This window comes from Streptomyces sp. NBC_01808 (assembly GCF_035917395.1).
GTDB lineage: Bacteria > Actinomycetota > Actinomycetes > Streptomycetales > Streptomycetaceae > Streptomyces.
In genome coordinates this window covers 2,967,501-2,984,999 of the sequence record NZ_CP109072.1, presented here as the reverse complement: position 1 = coordinate 2,984,999, position 17,499 = coordinate 2,967,501, and the positions used below count along the sequence as shown (strand labels likewise).

The window sequence follows — 17,499 nt, the reverse complement described above, 5'->3', positions numbered from 1 at the left end:
GCGTTGGCCAACCGAGCAAATTGATCAGTCGGACGGGACCCCGGCCCGCGGTGGGCCGGGGTCCCGCCGTCGTACGCCTCCGGGGGCGCGCCGCGCTCAGCGCACCACCGTGAACGTGTCCGCCGTCCGCGGCGGGCGCTGCCGCGGCGGGGCCGCCGCGTGGCCCACGGCCACCGAACCCATCGGGTCCCAGTCCGCCGGCAGGTCCAGCACCTCGCGGACCACGTCCCGGCAGAACATCGTGGACGACACCCACGCGGAGCCCAGCCCCTCGCCGGCCAGCGCGACGAGGAAGTTCTGCACCCCGGCACCGGTGGCGACGACGAACATCTCCCGCTCGGCGGCGTTGCGCCGGTCGTCGGGGTAGGTGTGCGAGCCGTCCATCACCAGGCAGGGCACCACCAGATACGGGGCGTTGCGCAGCACGTCCCCGCGGCGGATCCGCTTGGCGATCGACTCCTCCGTGAAGTTGCTCAGCTCCCGCAGGTCCCGGATCCACGCCTCGCGCATCGCGTCCAGCAGCTCCGTGCGCGCCTCCTGCGACTCCAGCAGCACGAACCGCCACGGCGTCGTGTGGTGCGGCGCCGGCGCCGTCACCGCGGCGGCCACGGCCCGCCGCACCGCCGCCGGGTCCACCGGCTCCGCGGTGAACTCGCGGACCGTACGCCGCTGCGTCACCGCCTCGCGGACCGCCTCCGAGGTGCCGAGGCGGAACATGTCCTCGGCCGGCTCCCGCACCAGTGCCCGCGCGTCCGGTCCGTCGTCCTCGCCGGCCGGGGCGACGAGCTGCGGCAGCCCGCTGAGCACCGCGACCGGCAGCCCGTCGGCCTTGCCCTTGACCAGCTCGCCGGCGGCGGCCAGTTCGTCGGCGGCGGCGACGATCGTGCCCTCCAGGGCGTTGCCGTACGTGTCCGGGGCGCCCCGCAGGTCGTCGAGCACCCGGACGCCGGCGGCGCCGATGGCGACGTCCGTGACGCCGTTGCGCCAGGGGCGGCCGAAGGTGTCGGTGATCAGGACGCCGACGTTGACGCCGAGGGCCGTGCGCAGGCCGGCGCGGAGCGCGCGGGCGGAGGCGTCGGAGTCCTCGGGGAGCAACAGGACGGTGCCGGCCGGTGTGTTGGAGGCGTCCACGCCGGCGGCGGCCATGACCAGGCCGTGCCGGGTCTCGACGATGCGCAGCGGGCCGCGGCGGGCGACGAGGCGTACGGCCTCCTCGTCGATGGCGGCCTCCCGGTCGCCCGGCACGGCGGTCTGCCGGACCCGGCCCTCGGCCTTGCTGACGATCTTGGACGTGACGATGAGGATGTCGCCGTCGGCGAGCGGGGGGCCTGCGAGGCCGGGCGCGGCGGCGGCGACGAGCTCGGCGAGGTCGTCGCCGGGCCGGACCTCGGGGATGCCCGGCAGGGCCCGTACGCGGAACTCCGGGGCACCCGCGTCCCTCCCGGCCACCGCCGTGGCGGTCTCCGCGCCGGTCTCCGTGCCCGTACCCGGGTCCGCCGTCATGCCCGTACCTCCTGAGCCAGCTCCAGCGCCGCCGCGGCCATCCGCGCCGTCGCGTCCGTGTCCCGCATCATCAGCGGCACCGCCCGGCAGCGGATCCCGGCGGCCTCCACCGCCGGCACCGCCGCCGCGTCCACCTCGTCGACCAGCCAGCCGTCGATGAGCCCGGAGCCGTAGTGCAGCGCGACCGCCTCGGCGGTGGACTCGACGCCGACCGCGGCCAGCACCTTGTCCGCCATGCCGCGCACCGGGGCGCCGCCGACGATGGGGGACAGGCCCACGACGGGCACGTCGGCGTCGGCGATGGCCTCGCGGATGCCCGGCACGGCGAGGATCGTGCCGATGCTGACGACGGGGTTGGACGGCGGGAAGAGCACCACGTCGGCCTCGGCGATGGCCTCCAGCACGCCGGGCGCGGGCTTGGCCTGCTCGGCGCCGACGGGCACCACGGCGAGCGCGGGCACGGAGGCGCGCAGCCGCACCCAGTACTCCTGGAAGTGGATCGCCTTGCGCTCGCCGTCCAACTCGACGGCGACGTGCGTCTCGACCCGGTCGTCGGTCATCGGCACCAGCCGTACGCCCGGCCGCCAGCGGTCGCACAGCGCCTCGGTGACGGCGCTGAGCGGGAAGCCGGCGCCGAGCATCTGGGTGCGCACGATGTGGGTGGCGAAGTCGCGGTCGCCGAGCCCGAACCAGCCGGGCCCGACGCCGTACGCGGCCAGTTCCTCCTTGACCGCGAACGTCTCGCCGGCGCGGCCCCAGCCCTGCTCCTCGTGGATGCCGCCGCCGAGCGTGTACATCACGGTGTCCAGGTCGGGGCAGACCTTGAGGCCGAACAGGTGGATGTCGTCGCCGGTGTTGCCGACGACGGTGACGTCCGCGTCCGGCTCTTCCTGCTTCAGGCCGCGGAGGAACCGGGCGCCGCCGATCCCGCCGGCCAGTACAACGATGCGCATGGCGCCCAGTCTTGCAGGCCGGGCTCAGCGGCGGGCGGGCTCGTGCGTCCGGCGGGCGGCGCAGCAGGCGACTGTAATTTGAGGGGGACGGTCCTCGTGCATCGGCATCTCGGTGAGGGCGGGGAAGTAGACGTGCAGGCTCACGGCGGGCGTCAGCGCGTCGTTGACGACTTCGTGGACGTACCCCGGCGCGAAGACGCGTTGCGCGCCGGGCGTGAGGGTGCGCGCGGTGTGGTTCGCGCGCTCGGTCAACTCCCCTTCCAACACGGTGAGTACGCCCGAGGACGGGCCGTGGCCGTGCGCTCCGCTGCGCTGTCCCGGCAGCCAGCTCAGCAGCCACACCTCGTAGCCGGGGCCGGTGCGCAGCCGGTGGTACCAGCGGGTGACGGGGTCGTAGTCGACGAGCGGCGCCCAGGCGTCCCGGTCGGCGGCGAGCGCGCGGGCGAGGCCGGCGAAGTCGGCGACCGTGACGGGGTGGGCGGGCGCGGGCGGGAGGAGGTGGGGGAAGGCGAGCGGGTCGCCGCCGATCTGGATGTCGCTGAGCATGGGGCTCGGGAGTCCTTGGCGTGTGTGGTGCGCGAGGAGTGCGGAGAGTGGCGAAGGGGTGGCCTGCGGAGCAGGCAGCAGGCAGCGGGGAGCGGAGCTGGAGCCTCAGCGGCTACAACAGCTCGGACACTCCTCGCTCGGCCGGTACGGCCACGGGCCCGACATACGCATCAGCACAGCGGATCCGGGGGGTGGTTGTCAACTGGATGTCCGGGTTGACCGCAAGGATTCACACCTTCCGGTTGCCGGGCGTGGCGAAAGGTTTATTCACCCCGTTGTACGGAGAGACGGCGACCAACCGCAGGGCGACCATCGGGGCCGGGGTGCCGTTGTGCATCCGTGACGCGACTGTGATCTTCTTCGCTTTGCCGGGCGGGCCGCAACGGCGCCGTAGCCCCGATCGTCTCCCCCGGTAGGGGTGCCTGCCGGGATCGCGGTCTATCGGACTGTCATGGTCTTGGCCGATATGAACACTATTCACGAGGGCTTGGTGCCGCAGGGTGAATAAGAGGTCCAATAGCAGATCCCGGCTTGACTGTGCCAGAGCGGCGTACCTGTAATTTCACACGTGTCCGTTCAGGCGATTCAGTAACGGCAACATCACGGGGAAGCAAAGACGAGGGGCGCACATGACCGAGCTGTTCCAGCAGGTGCTGGTCGAGGAGGCGGACGAGGAGCTCGGGTGGCAGGAGCGCGCGCTGTGCGCCCAGACCGATCCCGAGTCCTTCTTCCCGGAGAAGGGCGGATCCACACGCGAGGCCAAGAAGGTCTGCCTCGCCTGCGAAGTCCGGTCCGAGTGCCTGGAGTACGCCCTCGCCAACGACGAGCGCTTCGGCATCTGGGGCGGCCTGTCCGAGCGGGAGCGGCGCCGGCTGAAAAAGGCGGCCCTCTAGCCGGTGCCCCAGCCCGTGCCCCAGCCCGTGCCGTAGCGGGCGCTGTCACCGGCGGCGCAGCCGCGCGCCGGGCGGACCCGGAGCGGCGGGCGCGGCGCCACGGGATTCGCGCGGGCGTGCGCCCGGCGCCCGTACGACGTACGTGACCTCGGCGGAACCCGGTGGCGGCCCGGGGATCGTCCGCCAAGTCGCCGTGTGACGGAGGGACCCTCTAGTGTGGGGCACCGTCCACGACAGCCGCCACATTCCCGGGAGGTGACCCGGACTCCACCAGGGGTCCGCACCTCGATGTCCGAGCACAGCAACGCTGACTACGCGGCCGGCTACCCGGCCGCCGCAGCCGACGCGGCAGGCCGGCCCGGGACGACCGCGGCCGCCCCCGGCGGCGGCACCCCCGCCTTCCCGCGCCACGTCGTCACCGCCGTGCTCGTCTCGCACGACGGCGAGCGGTGGCTGCCCGACGCGCTCGCCGCGCTCACGGCGCAGGAGCGCCCCGTGCAGAGCGTCATCGCCGCCGACACCGGCAGCGCCGACGGCTCCGCCCGCATCCTCACCGAGGCCCTCGGCGCCGAGCGCGTGCTCCACCTCGCCCGCCGCACCGGCTTCGGCGCCGCCGCCGCGGAGGCCGCCCGCACCGCGGGCGTGCTCACCCCCGACCAACTGCCGTACCTGCGCCGCCCCAGCGGCTGGGACCCCGTCAGCCGCAGTTGGCGCGACGACGCATACGACATGCCGGAGTTCCCGCACGGCGAGCCCGTCCAGTGGCTCTGGCTGCTGCACGACGACTGCGCCGCCGAGCCCGACGCGCTCGCCGCCATGCTCCGCCTCGCCGACGACATGCCCTCGGCCGCGATCATCGGCCCCAAGCTGCGGAGCTGGTACGACCGCAGGCAGTTGCTGGAAGCCGGCGTCTCCATCGCCCACAGCGGCCGCCGCTGGACCGGCATCGACCGCCGCGAGCAGGACCAGGGCCAGCACGACGGCGTCCGCGACGTGCTCTCCGTCTCCACCGCCGGCATGCTCATCCGCCGCGACGTCTTCGACCAACTCGGCGGCTTCGACGCCCGGCTGCCCCTCATGCGCGACGACGTCGACCTGTGCTGGCGCGCCCACAAGGCCGGCCACCGGGTCGTCGTCCAGCCCGACGCCGTCATGCGGCATGCCGAGGCCGCCGCCCGCGAGCGGCGGTCCATCGACTGCATGGGCAGATCCGGGCAAACCGCAAAGGGGGCGAGCCCGCACCGCGTCGACAAGGCCGGCGCCGCCTACACCCTGCTCGTCAACTCCAGCGGCGCGGCCCTGCCGTACATCGCCTTCCGGCTCGTCCTCGGCACCCTGCTGCGCACGCTGGCGTACCTCGTCGGCAAGGTCCCGCGGCAGGCGCTCGACGAAGTGGCGGGGCTCGGCGCCGTGCTGCTGCGCCCCCACCGCATCGCCGCCGCCCGCCGCAGGCGCGGCAAGCCCGCCGTGCCGCCCGGCGACCTCAAGCCCCTCTTCCCGGGCCGCGGCGCGACCGTACGCGTCACCGTCGAGCAGGTGCTCAGCAACTTCAGCGGCCGCTCCGAGCCCGAGCTGTCCGGCGGCGGCCGGCACGGCGGCGCCGTCGAGACCGGCCCGGGCGACGACGATGCCGACTTTCTCGAAGTCGAACAGTTCGCCCGGCTGAAGCGGGTGGCGCGCAAGCCGGGTCCTGCGCTCTTCGCCGTCCTGCTGCTGGTCGCCCTCATCGCCTGCCGCGAGCTGATCGGCGGCGGCGCCCTCATCGGCGGCGCGCTCCTGCCCGCCCCCGCGGACGCCGGCGACCTCTGGTCGTCGTACGCGGACTCCTGGCACCCCGTCGGCACCGGCGGCACCCAGGACGCACCGCCCTACCTGGCCTTCCTCGCCGGTCTCGGCACCGTCCTGTTCGGCAGCACCAACGCCGCGCTGACCCTGCTGCTCGTCTGCTCCGTGCCGCTGGCCGGCTTCACCGCGTACTTCGCCTCCCGGCCGCTCATCAGCTCCCGGCTGCTGCGCGCCTGGGGCAGCGTCGCGTACGCCTTCCTGCCGGCCGCCACCGGCGCGCTCGCCGCCGGCCGCATCGGTACCGCGGTGCTCGCCGTGCTGCTGCCGCTCCTCGCCCGCGCGGCCGTCGCCGCCAGCGGGCTGCGCGGCCGGGCGAGCTGGCGCGGCGCCTGGGCGTACGCGCTGCTGCTGACCGTCACCACCGCCTTCACCCCCGTCGTCTGGCCGCTGGCCGTCCTCCTGGCCGCCGCGCTGGTCGCCTGGACCGTCGTGCGCGGCCGGAGCCCCGTCGGGCCCGGCCTGCGCCAACTGGCCGTCCTGGTGACCCCCGTGGTGCTGCTGGCGCCCTGGTCGCTCGATCTGCTGACCGAACCGTCCCGCTTCTTCTCCGAGGCCGGCCTGGACACCACCGCCGACGACGTGTCCCCGCTCGGCCTGCTGCTCGCCTCGCCCGGCGGCCCCAACGCGGGCGGCGGCGTGCTGCTCGCCGGCGTCGTGCTCGCCGCGCTGGCCGCCCTGCTGCGCTCCGACCGGCGGCTGCCGGTGGGTGCCGCGTGGGCCGTCGCCGCCGTCGCCGGGCTGCTCGCCGCGGTCGGCGCGGGCGACGGCTGGACCGGGCCGCAGACGCTCGTCTACGGGCTCGCGCTGCTGGCCGCCGCCGTCATCGGCGCCGACGGCGCCCGCCACCGCGTCGCCGAGCAGTCCTTCGGCTGGCGGCAGCCGGCCGCGGTGCTCGTCGCCGTCGCCTGCGCGGTGGGGCCGCTGGTGCTGGCCGTCGGCTGGATGTGGCGCGGGGCGGACGGGCCGCTGGAGCGCGGCGGCGCCGACCAGGTGCCGGCGTTCGTCGCGGAGGAGAGCCGCACGGCGGACCAGCCGCGCACGCTGGTCGTCGGCGGTTCGGTCGGCCAGGTCGAGTACATGCTCGTACGGGGCGCGGGCGCCCGCCTCGGCGACGCGGAGCTGGCCGCGGCCGCCGGCGGCAACTCCCGGCTCTCCGGCACCGTCTCCGGGCTCGTGGCCGGCTCCGGCGCCGACCAGTCGGCGGAGCTGGGCGCGTACGCCGTGCGCTACGTCCTCGTACGCAACGACGCCCCGCGCACCTTCGGCCGCGTACTCGACGCCACCCCCGGCCTGACCCGGCTCAGCCAGCAGGACGGCGGCGCGCTCTGGCGCGTCGACGCGCGGGTCTCGCGCGCGACGGTCGTCGCGGGTGACGGCGAGGGCCGGGGGGCCGCCGAGCCGGTGCCCGTGGCCGCCGGGCCCGTCGAGGTGCACACGGACCTCAAGGAGGGCCCCGAGGGCAGGGTGCTGCGCCTCGCGGACGCGGCCAGCGCCGGGTGGCAGGCCACCCTGGACGGCGAGCCGCTGGAGGCCACGACGGTCGACGGCTGGGCGCAGGGCTTCGAACTGCCCGCGGGCGGCGGGCGGCTGGACGTCACGTACGACACCGCCGTGACGCACACGGCGTGGACCTGGGCGCGCGGCGCGGCGCTGCTCGTCGTGCTGGTGCTGGCGCTGCCCGGGCGGCGGCGCGACGTGGACGACGACCTGCCGGAGGCGGGCGCCCCGGCGATCCCGGCGCAGGCGCTGGAGGGTGACGGGCGGCGCGCCCGCCGGCTGCGGGCGCAGGCCGCCGCGGCGGAGGCCGAGGGCGCCGGGGCAGCCGCGGGCGCGGGCGCGCCGGGTGCTGTGCCCGGGGCGCCGCCGATGCCGCCGGCTCCGCCCGGTGCACCTGCTGCGTCCGGTTCGCCCGACGAGCAGCCGGCCTGGGCCGCGGCGCCGGTGCCGGGTGCCGGGCAGGTGGAGCAGGGCTACGGGGACACGGCGGTCGCCGACCCGTACGCGGCCCCGCCGCAGGGCTACGAGTGGGACGGCACCGGCTACGGCGGGCAGTACGGCGGGACGTCGTACGAGGCGCCCTACGAGCCGCAGTACGACGCCGGTGCGTACGAGGGCGAACAGCGGCCCGGCGCCCCCGCCGTGCCGCAGCAGGGCGGCCAGGGCTACGGCGACGGCGAGCAGGACCCGTACGGCGCGGGGCAGTACTCCGGCCCGTACTACGACCAACGGAACTACGGCGCGGGCGCCGAGCGGGACGGGAGTGACAACGCGTGAAGACCGGCCCTCTCTCCCTGATCGCCGCCGCGGCCGCACTCGCCGTCACCGCGGGAATCGCCACCCTCACCGTCCCCGGCGACGAGGACGACGCCGGCAAGGCAGCGCCCGCCGCGGAGCGTATCGCCGTCGAGCGCTCCACCCTCCTGTGCCCGCAGCCGGGCGACACGGAGGTCGGCGAGACGACGTACACCTCCTTCGTGCCCGGCGGGGAGGGCGACGAAGGAAGCGCCGAACTGCTTCCCGCCACAACGGAGTCCGAAGTCGCGGACCAGCAAGAGAAGAAGGACGACGGCGGCGACAAGGGCGACGGACAAAAGAAGGACGACGCCCCGGACCCCGTCGCCCTTCTGAAGCGGGCCGGCACCCCCGCCGAGGCCACCACCGACGAGGCCGAGGCCCCCGCGCTCGTCGGCACCGCCGAGGGCGACTTCGCCCCCGGCTGGAGCGTGCAACAGACGACCCTCGTCACCGCGGGCGACGGCCGGGGCCTGTCCGGCGCGCGCTGCACGGCCCCGGACAGCGAGTTCTGGTTCGCCGGCGCCAGCACGATCGACGAGCGCCGCGACTACGTCCAGCTCACCAACCCCGACGACGAGGCCGCCGTCGTCGACCTTGAGTTGTTCGACAAGGACGGCCCGGTCGAGAGCGAGACGGGCAACGGCATCCAGGTCCCGGCCCGCTCCAGCGTCTCGGTGCTGCTCTCCACGGTCGCCGAGGAGCCGTCGATCAACGTCGCGGTGCACGTCGCCGTGCGCTCCGGCCGCGTCGGCGCCGCGGTGCGCGCCGCCGACGAGCAGGTCGGCGGCGACTGGCTCCAGCCCGTCTCCGAGCCCGCGCCCGGCGCCGTCCTCCCCGGCATCCCCGGCGACGCCACCTCCGTGCGCCTCGTCGTCTACGTCCCGGGCGAGGACGACGCCGACCTCGCCGTGAAGCTCGCGGGACCCAACGGCTCGATCACCCCCGCCGGGTACGAGTCGGTGCACGCCAAGAGCGGCATGACGACGGCGATCGACATGCAGAATCTCACCAAGGGCGAGGTGGGTTCGCTGATCCTGGAGCCGGAGGACGGCAGCAAGGCACCCATCGTCGCCGCGCTGCGGGTGACCCGCGGCAAGAACACGGAGCAGGAGATGGCGTTCATCCCCTCCGCCACGCCGGTCGAGGAGCGCACCACCGCCTCGGGGAACTGGCCGAAGGCCGCAAGCCTGTCGCTCGCCGCGCCGGGCAAGGCCGTCGAGGTCAAGGTCACCGCGTCGCCGGGCAGCGAGGGCGGTGAGCCGGCGGAGGAGACGTACACGGTCAAGCCCCGCACCACGCTGACCGTCGAGCCGCCCAAGACGTCCGGCACCAAGGGCACCTTCGCGCTCACCGTCGAACGCGTCTCGGGCGGCGAGCTCTACGCCTCGCGGACGCTGGAGACGAAGGAGAGCGGCATTCCGATGTTCACGATCCAGACCCTCCCCGACGACAAGGGGATGGTCGAAGTCCCGGACGCCGAGCAGGACCTGGGCGTCCTCACGGACTGACGTACGGTGCCGCCGTCAGTCCTGGCCGTAGTGCGGATCGACCGACTCCGGGGCGACGCCGAGGAGTTCCGCGACCTGCTCGACGATCACCTCGTGGACCAGCAGCGCCCGCTCGTCGCGGTTCTTCGTACGGATCTCGACGGGGCGGCGGTAGACGACGATGCGGTCCGGGCTCCCGCTGCCCGTGACGAGCCGGCCGAGCGGCACCCCGCCGTCGTCCTCCCAGCCGGGCGGGCCGCTGTCGCCGCCGGGGACATCGAGGACGGCGAACTCGACGCCGGCGAGCTGCGGCCAGCGGCGTTCGAGCCGGGTGGCGGACTCGTGCACCAGGTCGACGAAGGCGTCCGAGCGGCTGACCGCCAGCGGCACCTGCGGCGGCGCCACGGGACCCCGCATGCCGCGGCCGTGGCGGTCGCGGGTGCGGCCGCGCGGGCGCGGCGGGGGCCCTGGGGGCGGCGCCGGTCGTTCTGTGTGCTCCATCACCGATGAGCGTAGCCCGCGCCGGGCCCGCCGCAGACCATCCCGGGGCAACCCCGGGAATGTCGCGAAGTGAACGGTCGGCACAGGAATCGGCCCGCAGATGAACGGGCCGAAGTCCGCCGAAACCGGTTGGATTGACATGATTTGCAGCCAGGACTGATCACTTGCAACGTCGTAGCCACCGCCGATGTGACCGACGTCGCAGGTCAACTCGGCCATACGCGACCGGCTTCGCGCCGGACGGCGGGCGACACGGGTGGGTGACGCGATGGTGAGTCGTCGCGGCCCGCTCAGGAGTGCGGTACCGTCCAACGTCGTGAGCCCTGTACGTCGCTGTTCGCGCACCGCATGCGGCCGAGCCGCCGTCGCGACGCTCACCTACGTCTACGCCGACTCCACCGCCGTCCTCGGCCCTCTCGCGACGTACGCCGAGCCCCACTGCTACGACCTGTGCACGGAGCACTCCGAGCGGCTCACGGCCCCGCGCGGCTGGGAGGTCGTCCGGCTCGCGGTCCCCTCGGGACCTGCGCGGCCCAGCAGCGACGACCTGGAGGCCCTGGCCAACGCCGTACGCGAAGCGGCCCGCCCGCCCCGCGCGGCGGCGGACGGTGACGGGATGGCCGCCCCGCGCGCCGTGGCCCCCGGTGGCCGGAACGCCGACCCCATGGAGGTCGCGCGCCGCGCCCACCTGCGGGTGCTCCGCTCCCCCGAAGGCTGACCGCCCCCGCCCCGCCGGCAGCCCGCAGGGCTGCTCCCGCACGGCCCCTCGCCTGCCCGGCCCGGGACGGCGTGTGTCCGCCCCATCGCGTACTGTGCAAGCCTCAGCAGCGTGCGAAGGGCGGTAAACCGTGACCGATCTCTCGACGATCGTGAAGGCGTACGACGTGCGCGGCGTCTTCCCCGAGCAGCTCGACGAGCCGCTCGTCGAGCTCTTCGGCGCCGCCTTCACCGAGACCACCGGCGCCGACAAGATCGTCGTCGGCCATGACATGCGCCCCTCGTCGCCCGCGCTGGCCGCCGCCTTCGCGCGCGGCGCCGTCGGCCGCGGCGCGGACGCCGTCCTCATCGGCCTGTGCTCCACCGACCAGCTCTACTTCGCCAGCGGCCATCTCGGCCTGCCCGGCGCCATGTTCACCGCGAGCCACAACCCCGCGCGGTACAACGGCATCAAGATGTGCCGCGCCGGTGCCGCCCCCGTCGGCCAGGACACCGGGCTCGCCGAGATCCGCGCCAAGGTCGAGGGGTGGCAGGCCGAAGGGGCGCCCGCCCCGGTCGCGAAGCCCGGCAGCGTCACGGAGACCGACCTCCTCGCCGACTACGCGGCGCACCTGCGCTCCCTGGTCGACCTCGGCGCCATCCGGCCGCTGAAGGTCGTCGTCGACGCCGGTAACGGCATGGCGGGCCACACCGTCCCCAGCGTCTTCGAACCGCTGCCCGTCGAGGTCGTCCCCATGTACTTCGAGCTGGACGGCACCTTCCCCAACCACGAGGCCAACCCGCTCGATCCGAAGAACATCGTCGACCTCCAGGCCGAGGTCCGCAGGACCGGCGCCGACGCCGGCCTGGCCTTCGACGGCGACGCCGATCGCTGCTTCGTCGTCGACGAGAAGGGCGACCCGGTCGCGCCGTCCGCGATCACCGCGCTGGTCGCCGCGCGCGAGCTGGAGCGCAACGGCGGCGGCACGATCATCCACAACCTCATCACTTCCTGGTCCGTGCCCGAGGTCGTCAAGGAGCACGGCGGCACGCCCGTGCGCACCCGCGTCGGCCACTCCTTCATCAAGGAGCAGATGGCCAAGACCGGCGCCATCTTCGGCGGCGAGCACTCCGCGCACTACTACTTCCGCGACTTCTGGAACGCCGACACCGGCATGCTCGCCGCGCTCCACGTCCTCGCCGCCCTCGGCGGCCAGGACGGCCCGCTGTCGCAGCTCGTCGCCGCCTACGAGCGGTACGCGGCCTCCGGCGAGATCAACAGCACCGTCGACGACCAGGACGCCCGCCTCGCGGCGGTCAGGGCCGCGTACGCCGGGCGCGAGGGCGTCACGATCGACGAGCTGGACGGGCTCACGGTCACCGGCGACGGCTGGTGGTTCAACCTGCGGGCGTCCAACACCGAGCCGCTGCTGCGGCTGAACGTGGAGGCGGGCGAGGCCGAGACGATGGCACGGGTACGGGACGAGGCGCTGGCGCTGGTACGGGGCTGAGGCGGCGGGCTCGCGGCAGGCGGGCCGGTAAGGGGCAGCGCCCCTGGGCGTACGGCCCTTACCCCCGCCCCTACGGCCCTCACCGCCGCCCGCACGTACGGCCGTCCCCGCGCCCGTCCACAGGGCCTGCCCGCGCGCAGGCGGGCCACTACGCCCGGCGGTAGGCTGGCGGCTGCCGCTCGTACGCACAACCGAGCCCAGCACCGCAGCAGCCAGCCGAAGGGGACGTACATGCCGGTCGACGCCAGCCTCTTGGAGATCCTCGCCTGCCCGGCGTGCCACGCCCCGCTGCGCGAGAGCAAGGACGGCGCGGCCGGCGGCGGCGCCTCCGACGCCCCCGGCGAGCCCGAGCTGCAGTGCACCTCCGATACCTGCGGCCTCGTCTATCCCGTACGCGACGAAATCCCCGTCCTGCTCGTGGACGAAGCCCGCCGCCCCGCCTAGGCCCCGCCATGCTCGACGAGTCGCTGCTCGACGACCCCGAGGAACTCGCCCGCGCCGATGCCCGCGGCCTGCTGCGCAGCGCCGCACAGGCCGGCGCCCAGATGCGCATCGCCGCCCGCCAGGCCGCCGAGTCCGACCTCGCCCGGGTGCGGCCCGACGGCCGCCCCCGCGCGGTGCTCGTCGCCGCCCCCGGACCCGTCGCGAACACCACCGCCGACCTGCTGCGCGCGCTGACCGCCGGCGCCAGCCCCGTCGCCGCCCTGCGCCCCACCGGCGCCCGCCCCGAGCCCAGCGCCCTGAACTGGACGCTGCCCGGCTGGGCCGGCCCGTACGACCTGCTGCTCATCGCCACCGACTACGGCCGCGAGCCGGGCCTCACCGCGCTCGTCGAGCAGGCGTACCGGCGCGGCTGCACCGTCGCCGCCGTCGCCCCGCGCACCTCCGCGGTCACCGAGATAGTGACCTCCCGCGGCCTCGCGATGCCGCTGCTGCGCGCCCCCGGCGAGCAGATCGAGACCGGCGGCCTGTGGCCGCTGCTCACCCCGCTGCTCGCGCTCGCCGACCGCATCGACCTGATCGACGCCCCCGACGACGCCCTTTCGCGGGTCGCCGACCGCCTCGACATCGTCGCCGAGCGCTGCGGTCCGGCCATCGAGACGTACGCGAACCCCGCCAAGACGCTCGCCGCCGAGCTGGCCGAGTCGCTGCCGCTGCTGTGGAGCGAGGGCCCCGTCGCGGGCGTCGCCGCGCGCTACTTCGCCCGCCAACTGGCCGCCGTCGCCGGCCGCCCCGCGCTGCCCGCGACGCTGCCCGACGCGCTCGCCGCCCACGCCATGCTGCTGTCCGGGGCCTTCACCTCCGGCGCCGACCCCGACGACATCTTCCGCGACCGCGTCGAGGAGCCCGCCGCGCTCCGCGCCCGCATCGTCCTGCTGCACGACGAGTCCGCCGACACCGCCCGCACCCCCCGGGAGGCCGCCCCCGCGGCCCGCGAGCTGGCCTCCGCCCAGGGCACCCCCGTCAGCGAGCTGGAACCGTCCGACGGGGATCCCCTGGAGGCCGCGGGCGAGCTGATCGCCACCGCCGATTTCACCGCCGTTTACCTCGCCCTGGCTGCAGGTTCCGCCTGACCCGTACCAAGATGGCCGTATGGATCGCCTGAACAACACCGTCCGCCCGTACGCCTGGGGCTCCACCACCGCCATCCCCGAGCTGCTCGGCACCGACCCGACCGACGAGCCGCAGGCCGAGCTGTGGATGGGCGCCCACCCCGGCGCACCCTCCCGCCTCGACCGCGGCGCCGGGCCCGTCCCCCTGGACCAGGTGATCGACGGCGACCCCGAGGCCGAGCTGGGCGCGGCGACGGTGGCGCGCTTCGGGCCCCGGCTGCCGTTCCTCCTCAAGGTGCTCGCCGCCGCCGCCCCGCTCTCCCTCCAGGTCCACCCCGACCTCGCCCAGGCCCGCGTCGGCTACCTCGACGAGGAGGAGCGCGGCGTCCCCGGCGACGCCCCCGAGCGCAACTACAAGGACGCCAACCACAAGCCCGAGCTGATCTGCGCCCTCACCCTCTTCGAGGGCCTGTGCGGCTTCCGCCCGCCCGCGGACGCCGCCGACCTGCTCGACGGCCTCGGCGTCGACGGCCTCAAGCCGTACGCCGACGCCCTGCGCGCACAGCCCGAGGAGGCCGCGCTGCGCGAGGTGTTCGCCGGCATACTGCGTGCGGACCGTGACGAGCTGGCGGCCGCCGTCGAGGCCACGGGCCGGGCGGCGGAGAAGCTGAGCACCACCGGCACCCCGTACGCCGCCGACTACGCCGCCTACGGCGCGCTGGCCCGCTCCTGGCCCGGCGACCCCGGCGTCATCGCCGCCTTCCTGCTCAACGTCGTCAGGCTGCAGCCCGGCGAGGCGCTCTTCCTCGGCGCCGGCGTCCCGCACGCCTACCTCGACGGCGTCGGCGTCGAGATCATGGCCAACTCCGACAACGTGCTGCGCTGCGGCCTCACCCCCAAGCACGTGGACGTGCCGGAGCTGCTGAAGATCGTCTCGTTCACCCCCGGCGCCCCCGAGGTGCTGCGGGCCGGCCCCGACGGCCGCTACGCCGTCCCCGTCGGCGACTTCCGCCTCCACCGCCACGACCTCGACGACGGCCCCGTCACCGTCGCCCAGGCGGAGGGCGCGGGGCCGCAGATCCTGCTGTGCACCGACGGCAGCGCCGAGCTGACCAACGCCGCCGGCGAGCACCTGGCCCTGCACCGCGGCGAGTCGGCCTTCGTCCCGGCCGCCGACGGCACGCTGCACGCCACCGGCTCCGGCATGCTCTTCCGCGCCACCACGGCCAACTGACCGCCACCGACCGGATCTCCGCGCTCCGCCGCGGGTTGTCCACAGCCGCGGCCGGCAGGGCTTGCGCCCACCGGCCGCGGTGCTGACAGAATGTGCCGCCGTGAAGGGCGCGGCCTCCCGCCGCGCCCCGCGGAGGGCAGACGGAAGGGAACCGGCGGCACATGGCTGCAGGCGGCGGTACGAAGGCGATCCTCGCGGCGCTCGGCGCCAACTTGTCGATCGCGGTCGCGAAGTTCGTGGCATGGGCCTTCAGCGGCTCGTCCTCCATGCTCGCCGAGGCCGTGCACTCCCTGGCCGACTCCGGCAACCAGGCGCTGCTCCTCCTCGGCGGCAAGCGCGCCAAGCGCGCCGCCACGAAGGAACACCCCTTCGGCTACGGCCGCGAGAGGTACGTCTACGCGTTCCTCGTCTCCATCGTCCTCTTCACGGTCGGCGGCCTCTTCGCGATCTACGAGGGCTATCACAAGATCGAGGACCCGCACGCGATCGACCACTGGTACTGGCCGGTGGGCGTCCTCGTCTTCGCGATCATCGCGGAGACCTTCTCCTTCCGCACCGCCATCAAGGAGTCCAACGAGGTACGGGGCAGCCAGGGCTGGTGGCAGTTCATCCGCCGCGCCAAGGCCCCCGAGCTGCCCGTGGTGCTGCTGGAGGACCTCGGCGCGCTCGTCGGCCTGATCCTGGCGCTCCTCGGCGTCGGCGTCGCCCTCGCCACCGGCGACGGCGTCTGGGACGGCGTCGGCACGGTGTGCATCGGCGTCCTGCTGCTGATCATCGCCGTCATTCTCGCCATCGAGACCAAGAGCCTCCTCCTCGGCGAGGGCGCCAGCGAGACCGACGTCGAGGCCATCAGCAGCGCGCTCGTCGACGGCGACGCCGTCACCCAGGTCATCCACCTCAAGACCCTCTACCTCGGCCCGGACGAGCTGCTGGTCGCCGCGAAGATCGCGGTGCAGCACGACGACACGGCGGGCGAGGTAGCGCGCGCCATCGACGCCGCGGAGTCGCGGGTACGGGAGGCGGTGCCGGTGGCGAGGATGATCTACCTGGAGCCGGACATCGCCCGCGCACAGGCGGACACATAGCGAGAACCGGGGCCGGCGCGAAGCGACCGCCGGCCGGCCGACCGCACCCCCACCCGGGCCGGCCGTCTCACCGACTGTCCGCTTCGCGGGATGGCCAGTTCCCGTTACCCACATGCCCACGCGGCGAGGGCGGCCTGCGGTAGATTCGTGGGGCAGAGCCAGACGTCGCTGCTGATGGCGATCGGGTGGCCCGCGAGCGGGCCGGCCGAGGGGGAGAGAGGGCCTCCGGCGGACTGAGCCGCAGAGGGACCGGTGTGTCCGTACGCGTGCGTGCGCATGCGCGCCGCGCGCACGTCCCGTCTGCGCTCAGGGAATCCGATCACCCTCAAGGAGTTGCGACGTGACTTCCACGACCACCGCCACGAGCCCGGACTTCAAGGTCGCCGACCTGTCCCTGGCCGCCTTCGGCCGCAAGGAGATCCAGCTCGCCGAGCACGAGATGCCCGGCCTCATGGCCATCCGCAAGGAGTACGCCGAGGCCCGGCCGCTCGCCGGCGCCCGCGTCACCGGCTCGCTCCACATGACCGTGCAGACCGCGGTCCTCATCGAGACGCTGACCGCCCTCGGCGCCGAGGTCCGCTGGGCCTCGTGCAACATCTTCTCCACCCAGGACCACGCCGCCGCGGCCATCGCCGTCGGCCCCGACGGCACCCCGGACGACCCCCGCGGAGTCCCGGTCTTCGCCTGGAAGGGCGAGACGCTGGAGGAGTACTGGTGGTGCACGGAGCAGGCGCTGACCTGGCCCGGCACCGGCACCGGCGGCCCGAACATGATCCTCGACGACGGCGGCGACGCCACGCTCCTCGTCCACAAGGGCGTTGAGTTCGAGAAGGACGGCAAGGTCCCCTCGCCCGACACCGCGGAGAGCGACGAAGAGCGCGTCATCCTCCAGCTCCTCACCCGCACCGTCGCCGAGACCCCGCAGAAGTGGACGCAGCTCGCCTCCGAGATCCGCGGCGTCACCGAGGAGACCACCACCGGCGTCCACCGGCTCTACGAGATGCACCAGGCCGGCACGCTGCTCTTCCCGGCCATCAACGTCAACGACTCGGTGACCAAGTCGAAGTTCGACAACAAGTACGGCTGCCGCCACTCCCTCGTCGACGGCATCAACCGCGCCACCGACGTCCTCATCGGCGGCAAGACCGCGGTCATCTGCGGCTACGGCGACGTCGGCAAGGGCTGCGCCGAGTCCCTGCGCGGCCAGGGCGCCCGGGTGATCATCACCGAGATCGACCCCATCTGCGCCCTCCAGGCGGCCATGGACGGCTACCAGGTGGCGCGGCTGGAGGACGTCGTCGAGACCGCCGACATCTTCGTCACCGCCACCGGCAACAAGGACATCATCCTCGCCGAGCACATGCAGCGGATGAAGCACCAGGCGATCGTCGGCAACA

14 protein-coding genes (1 of these 14 cut by a window edge) are annotated in these 17,499 nt (G+C 74.4%); 10 read left to right on the top strand and 4 right to left on the bottom strand.

The genetic code is table 11. The annotated features are described in order from the left end of the window. Positions 1–96 precede the first annotated feature (96 nt). The 3 genes from OG946_RS12675 to OG946_RS12665 are packed head-to-tail and all read right to left on the bottom strand — an operon-like array spanning position 97 to position 3,002. Entirely contained in the window at positions 97–1,503 is a 1,407-nt protein-coding gene (locus OG946_RS12675; protein WP_326796214.1) for a coenzyme F420-0:L-glutamate ligase, read from the bottom strand. Then, entirely contained in the window at positions 1,500–2,456 is a 957-nt protein-coding gene (gene cofD, locus OG946_RS12670) for a 2-phospho-L-lactate transferase (protein WP_326796213.1), read from the bottom strand. Before cofD ends, OG946_RS12675 begins: the two co-directional genes overlap by 4 nt. A gap of 24 nt (positions 2,457–2,480) precedes the next feature. After that, a complete protein-coding gene (locus tag OG946_RS12665) occupies positions 2,481–3,002 on the bottom strand; it encodes a cysteine dioxygenase (protein ID WP_326796212.1) in 522 nt (173 codons plus the stop codon). A gap of 629 nt (positions 3,003–3,631) precedes the next feature. Between OG946_RS12665 and OG946_RS12660 the strand changes: the two genes are divergently transcribed. From OG946_RS12660 to OG946_RS12650, 3 genes are all read left to right on the top strand, one after another. Continuing rightward, on the top strand, positions 3,632–3,895 hold the full coding sequence (locus OG946_RS12660; protein ID WP_018840771.1) for a WhiB family transcriptional regulator: 264 nt from the start codon (positions 3,632–3,634) through the stop codon (positions 3,893–3,895). A gap of 288 nt (positions 3,896–4,183) precedes the next feature. Continuing rightward, positions 4,184–8,014 (top strand): glycosyltransferase family 2 protein, encoded by a 3,831-nt coding sequence (locus OG946_RS12655; RefSeq protein ID WP_326796211.1) that lies wholly within the window; start codon positions 4,184–4,186, stop codon positions 8,012–8,014. Next, the gene (locus OG946_RS12650) at positions 8,011–9,543 is read left to right on the top strand and encodes a DUF5719 family protein (protein WP_326796210.1); all 1,533 of its coding nucleotides are present in this window, start codon (positions 8,011–8,013) and stop codon (positions 9,541–9,543) included. The genes OG946_RS12655 and OG946_RS12650 overlap by 4 nt, the downstream gene beginning before the upstream one ends. A 15-nt stretch (positions 9,544–9,558) precedes the next feature. Here OG946_RS12650 and OG946_RS12645 read toward each other — a convergent pair whose 3' ends face one another. Beyond that, positions 9,559–9,939, bottom strand: coding sequence for a metallopeptidase family protein (locus OG946_RS12645; RefSeq protein ID WP_326800235.1), 381 nt, complete (start codon positions 9,937–9,939; stop codon positions 9,559–9,561). A 352-nt stretch (positions 9,940–10,291) separates the two neighbouring features. Between OG946_RS12645 and OG946_RS12640 the strand changes: the two genes are divergently transcribed. The 7 genes from OG946_RS12640 to ahcY form a co-directional block, all read left to right on the top strand. After that, on the top strand, positions 10,292–10,741 hold the full coding sequence (locus OG946_RS12640) for a DUF3499 domain-containing protein (RefSeq protein WP_326796209.1): 450 nt from the start codon (positions 10,292–10,294) through the stop codon (positions 10,739–10,741). A gap of 130 nt (positions 10,742–10,871) precedes the next feature. Then, positions 10,872–12,230 carry a phosphomannomutase/phosphoglucomutase gene (locus tag OG946_RS12635; protein WP_326796208.1) on the top strand — a complete coding sequence of 453 codons (1,359 nt, stop codon included), beginning with the start codon at positions 10,872–10,874 and terminating at the stop codon, positions 12,228–12,230. Positions 12,231–12,461: 231 nt separating this feature from the next. Beyond that, a complete protein-coding gene (locus OG946_RS12630; RefSeq protein WP_326796207.1) occupies positions 12,462–12,674 on the top strand; it encodes a Trm112 family protein in 213 nt (70 codons plus the stop codon). A gap of 8 nt (positions 12,675–12,682) precedes the next feature. Next, on the top strand, positions 12,683–13,804 hold the full coding sequence (locus OG946_RS12625; protein ID WP_326796206.1) for an SIS domain-containing protein: 1,122 nt from the start codon (positions 12,683–12,685) through the stop codon (positions 13,802–13,804). Between the two features lie 19 nt (positions 13,805–13,823). Continuing rightward, positions 13,824–15,017: a mannose-6-phosphate isomerase, class I gene (gene manA / locus OG946_RS12620; RefSeq protein WP_326796205.1), complete on the top strand. Its 1,194-nt coding sequence runs from the start codon at positions 13,824–13,826 to the stop codon at positions 15,015–15,017. A gap of 161 nt (positions 15,018–15,178) precedes the next feature. Next, positions 15,179–16,102, top strand: a complete 924-nt coding sequence (locus OG946_RS12615) for a cation diffusion facilitator family transporter (RefSeq protein WP_326796204.1) — start codon at positions 15,179–15,181, stop codon at positions 16,100–16,102. A gap of 340 nt (positions 16,103–16,442) precedes the next feature. Next, positions 16,443–17,499, top strand: the 5' portion of a protein-coding gene (gene ahcY / locus OG946_RS12610; RefSeq protein ID WP_326796203.1) for an adenosylhomocysteinase. It continues 407 nt past the right edge of the window; 1,057 of the gene's 1,464 nt are visible here — the first part of the coding sequence; its start codon is at positions 16,443–16,445; the stop codon falls past the right edge of the window.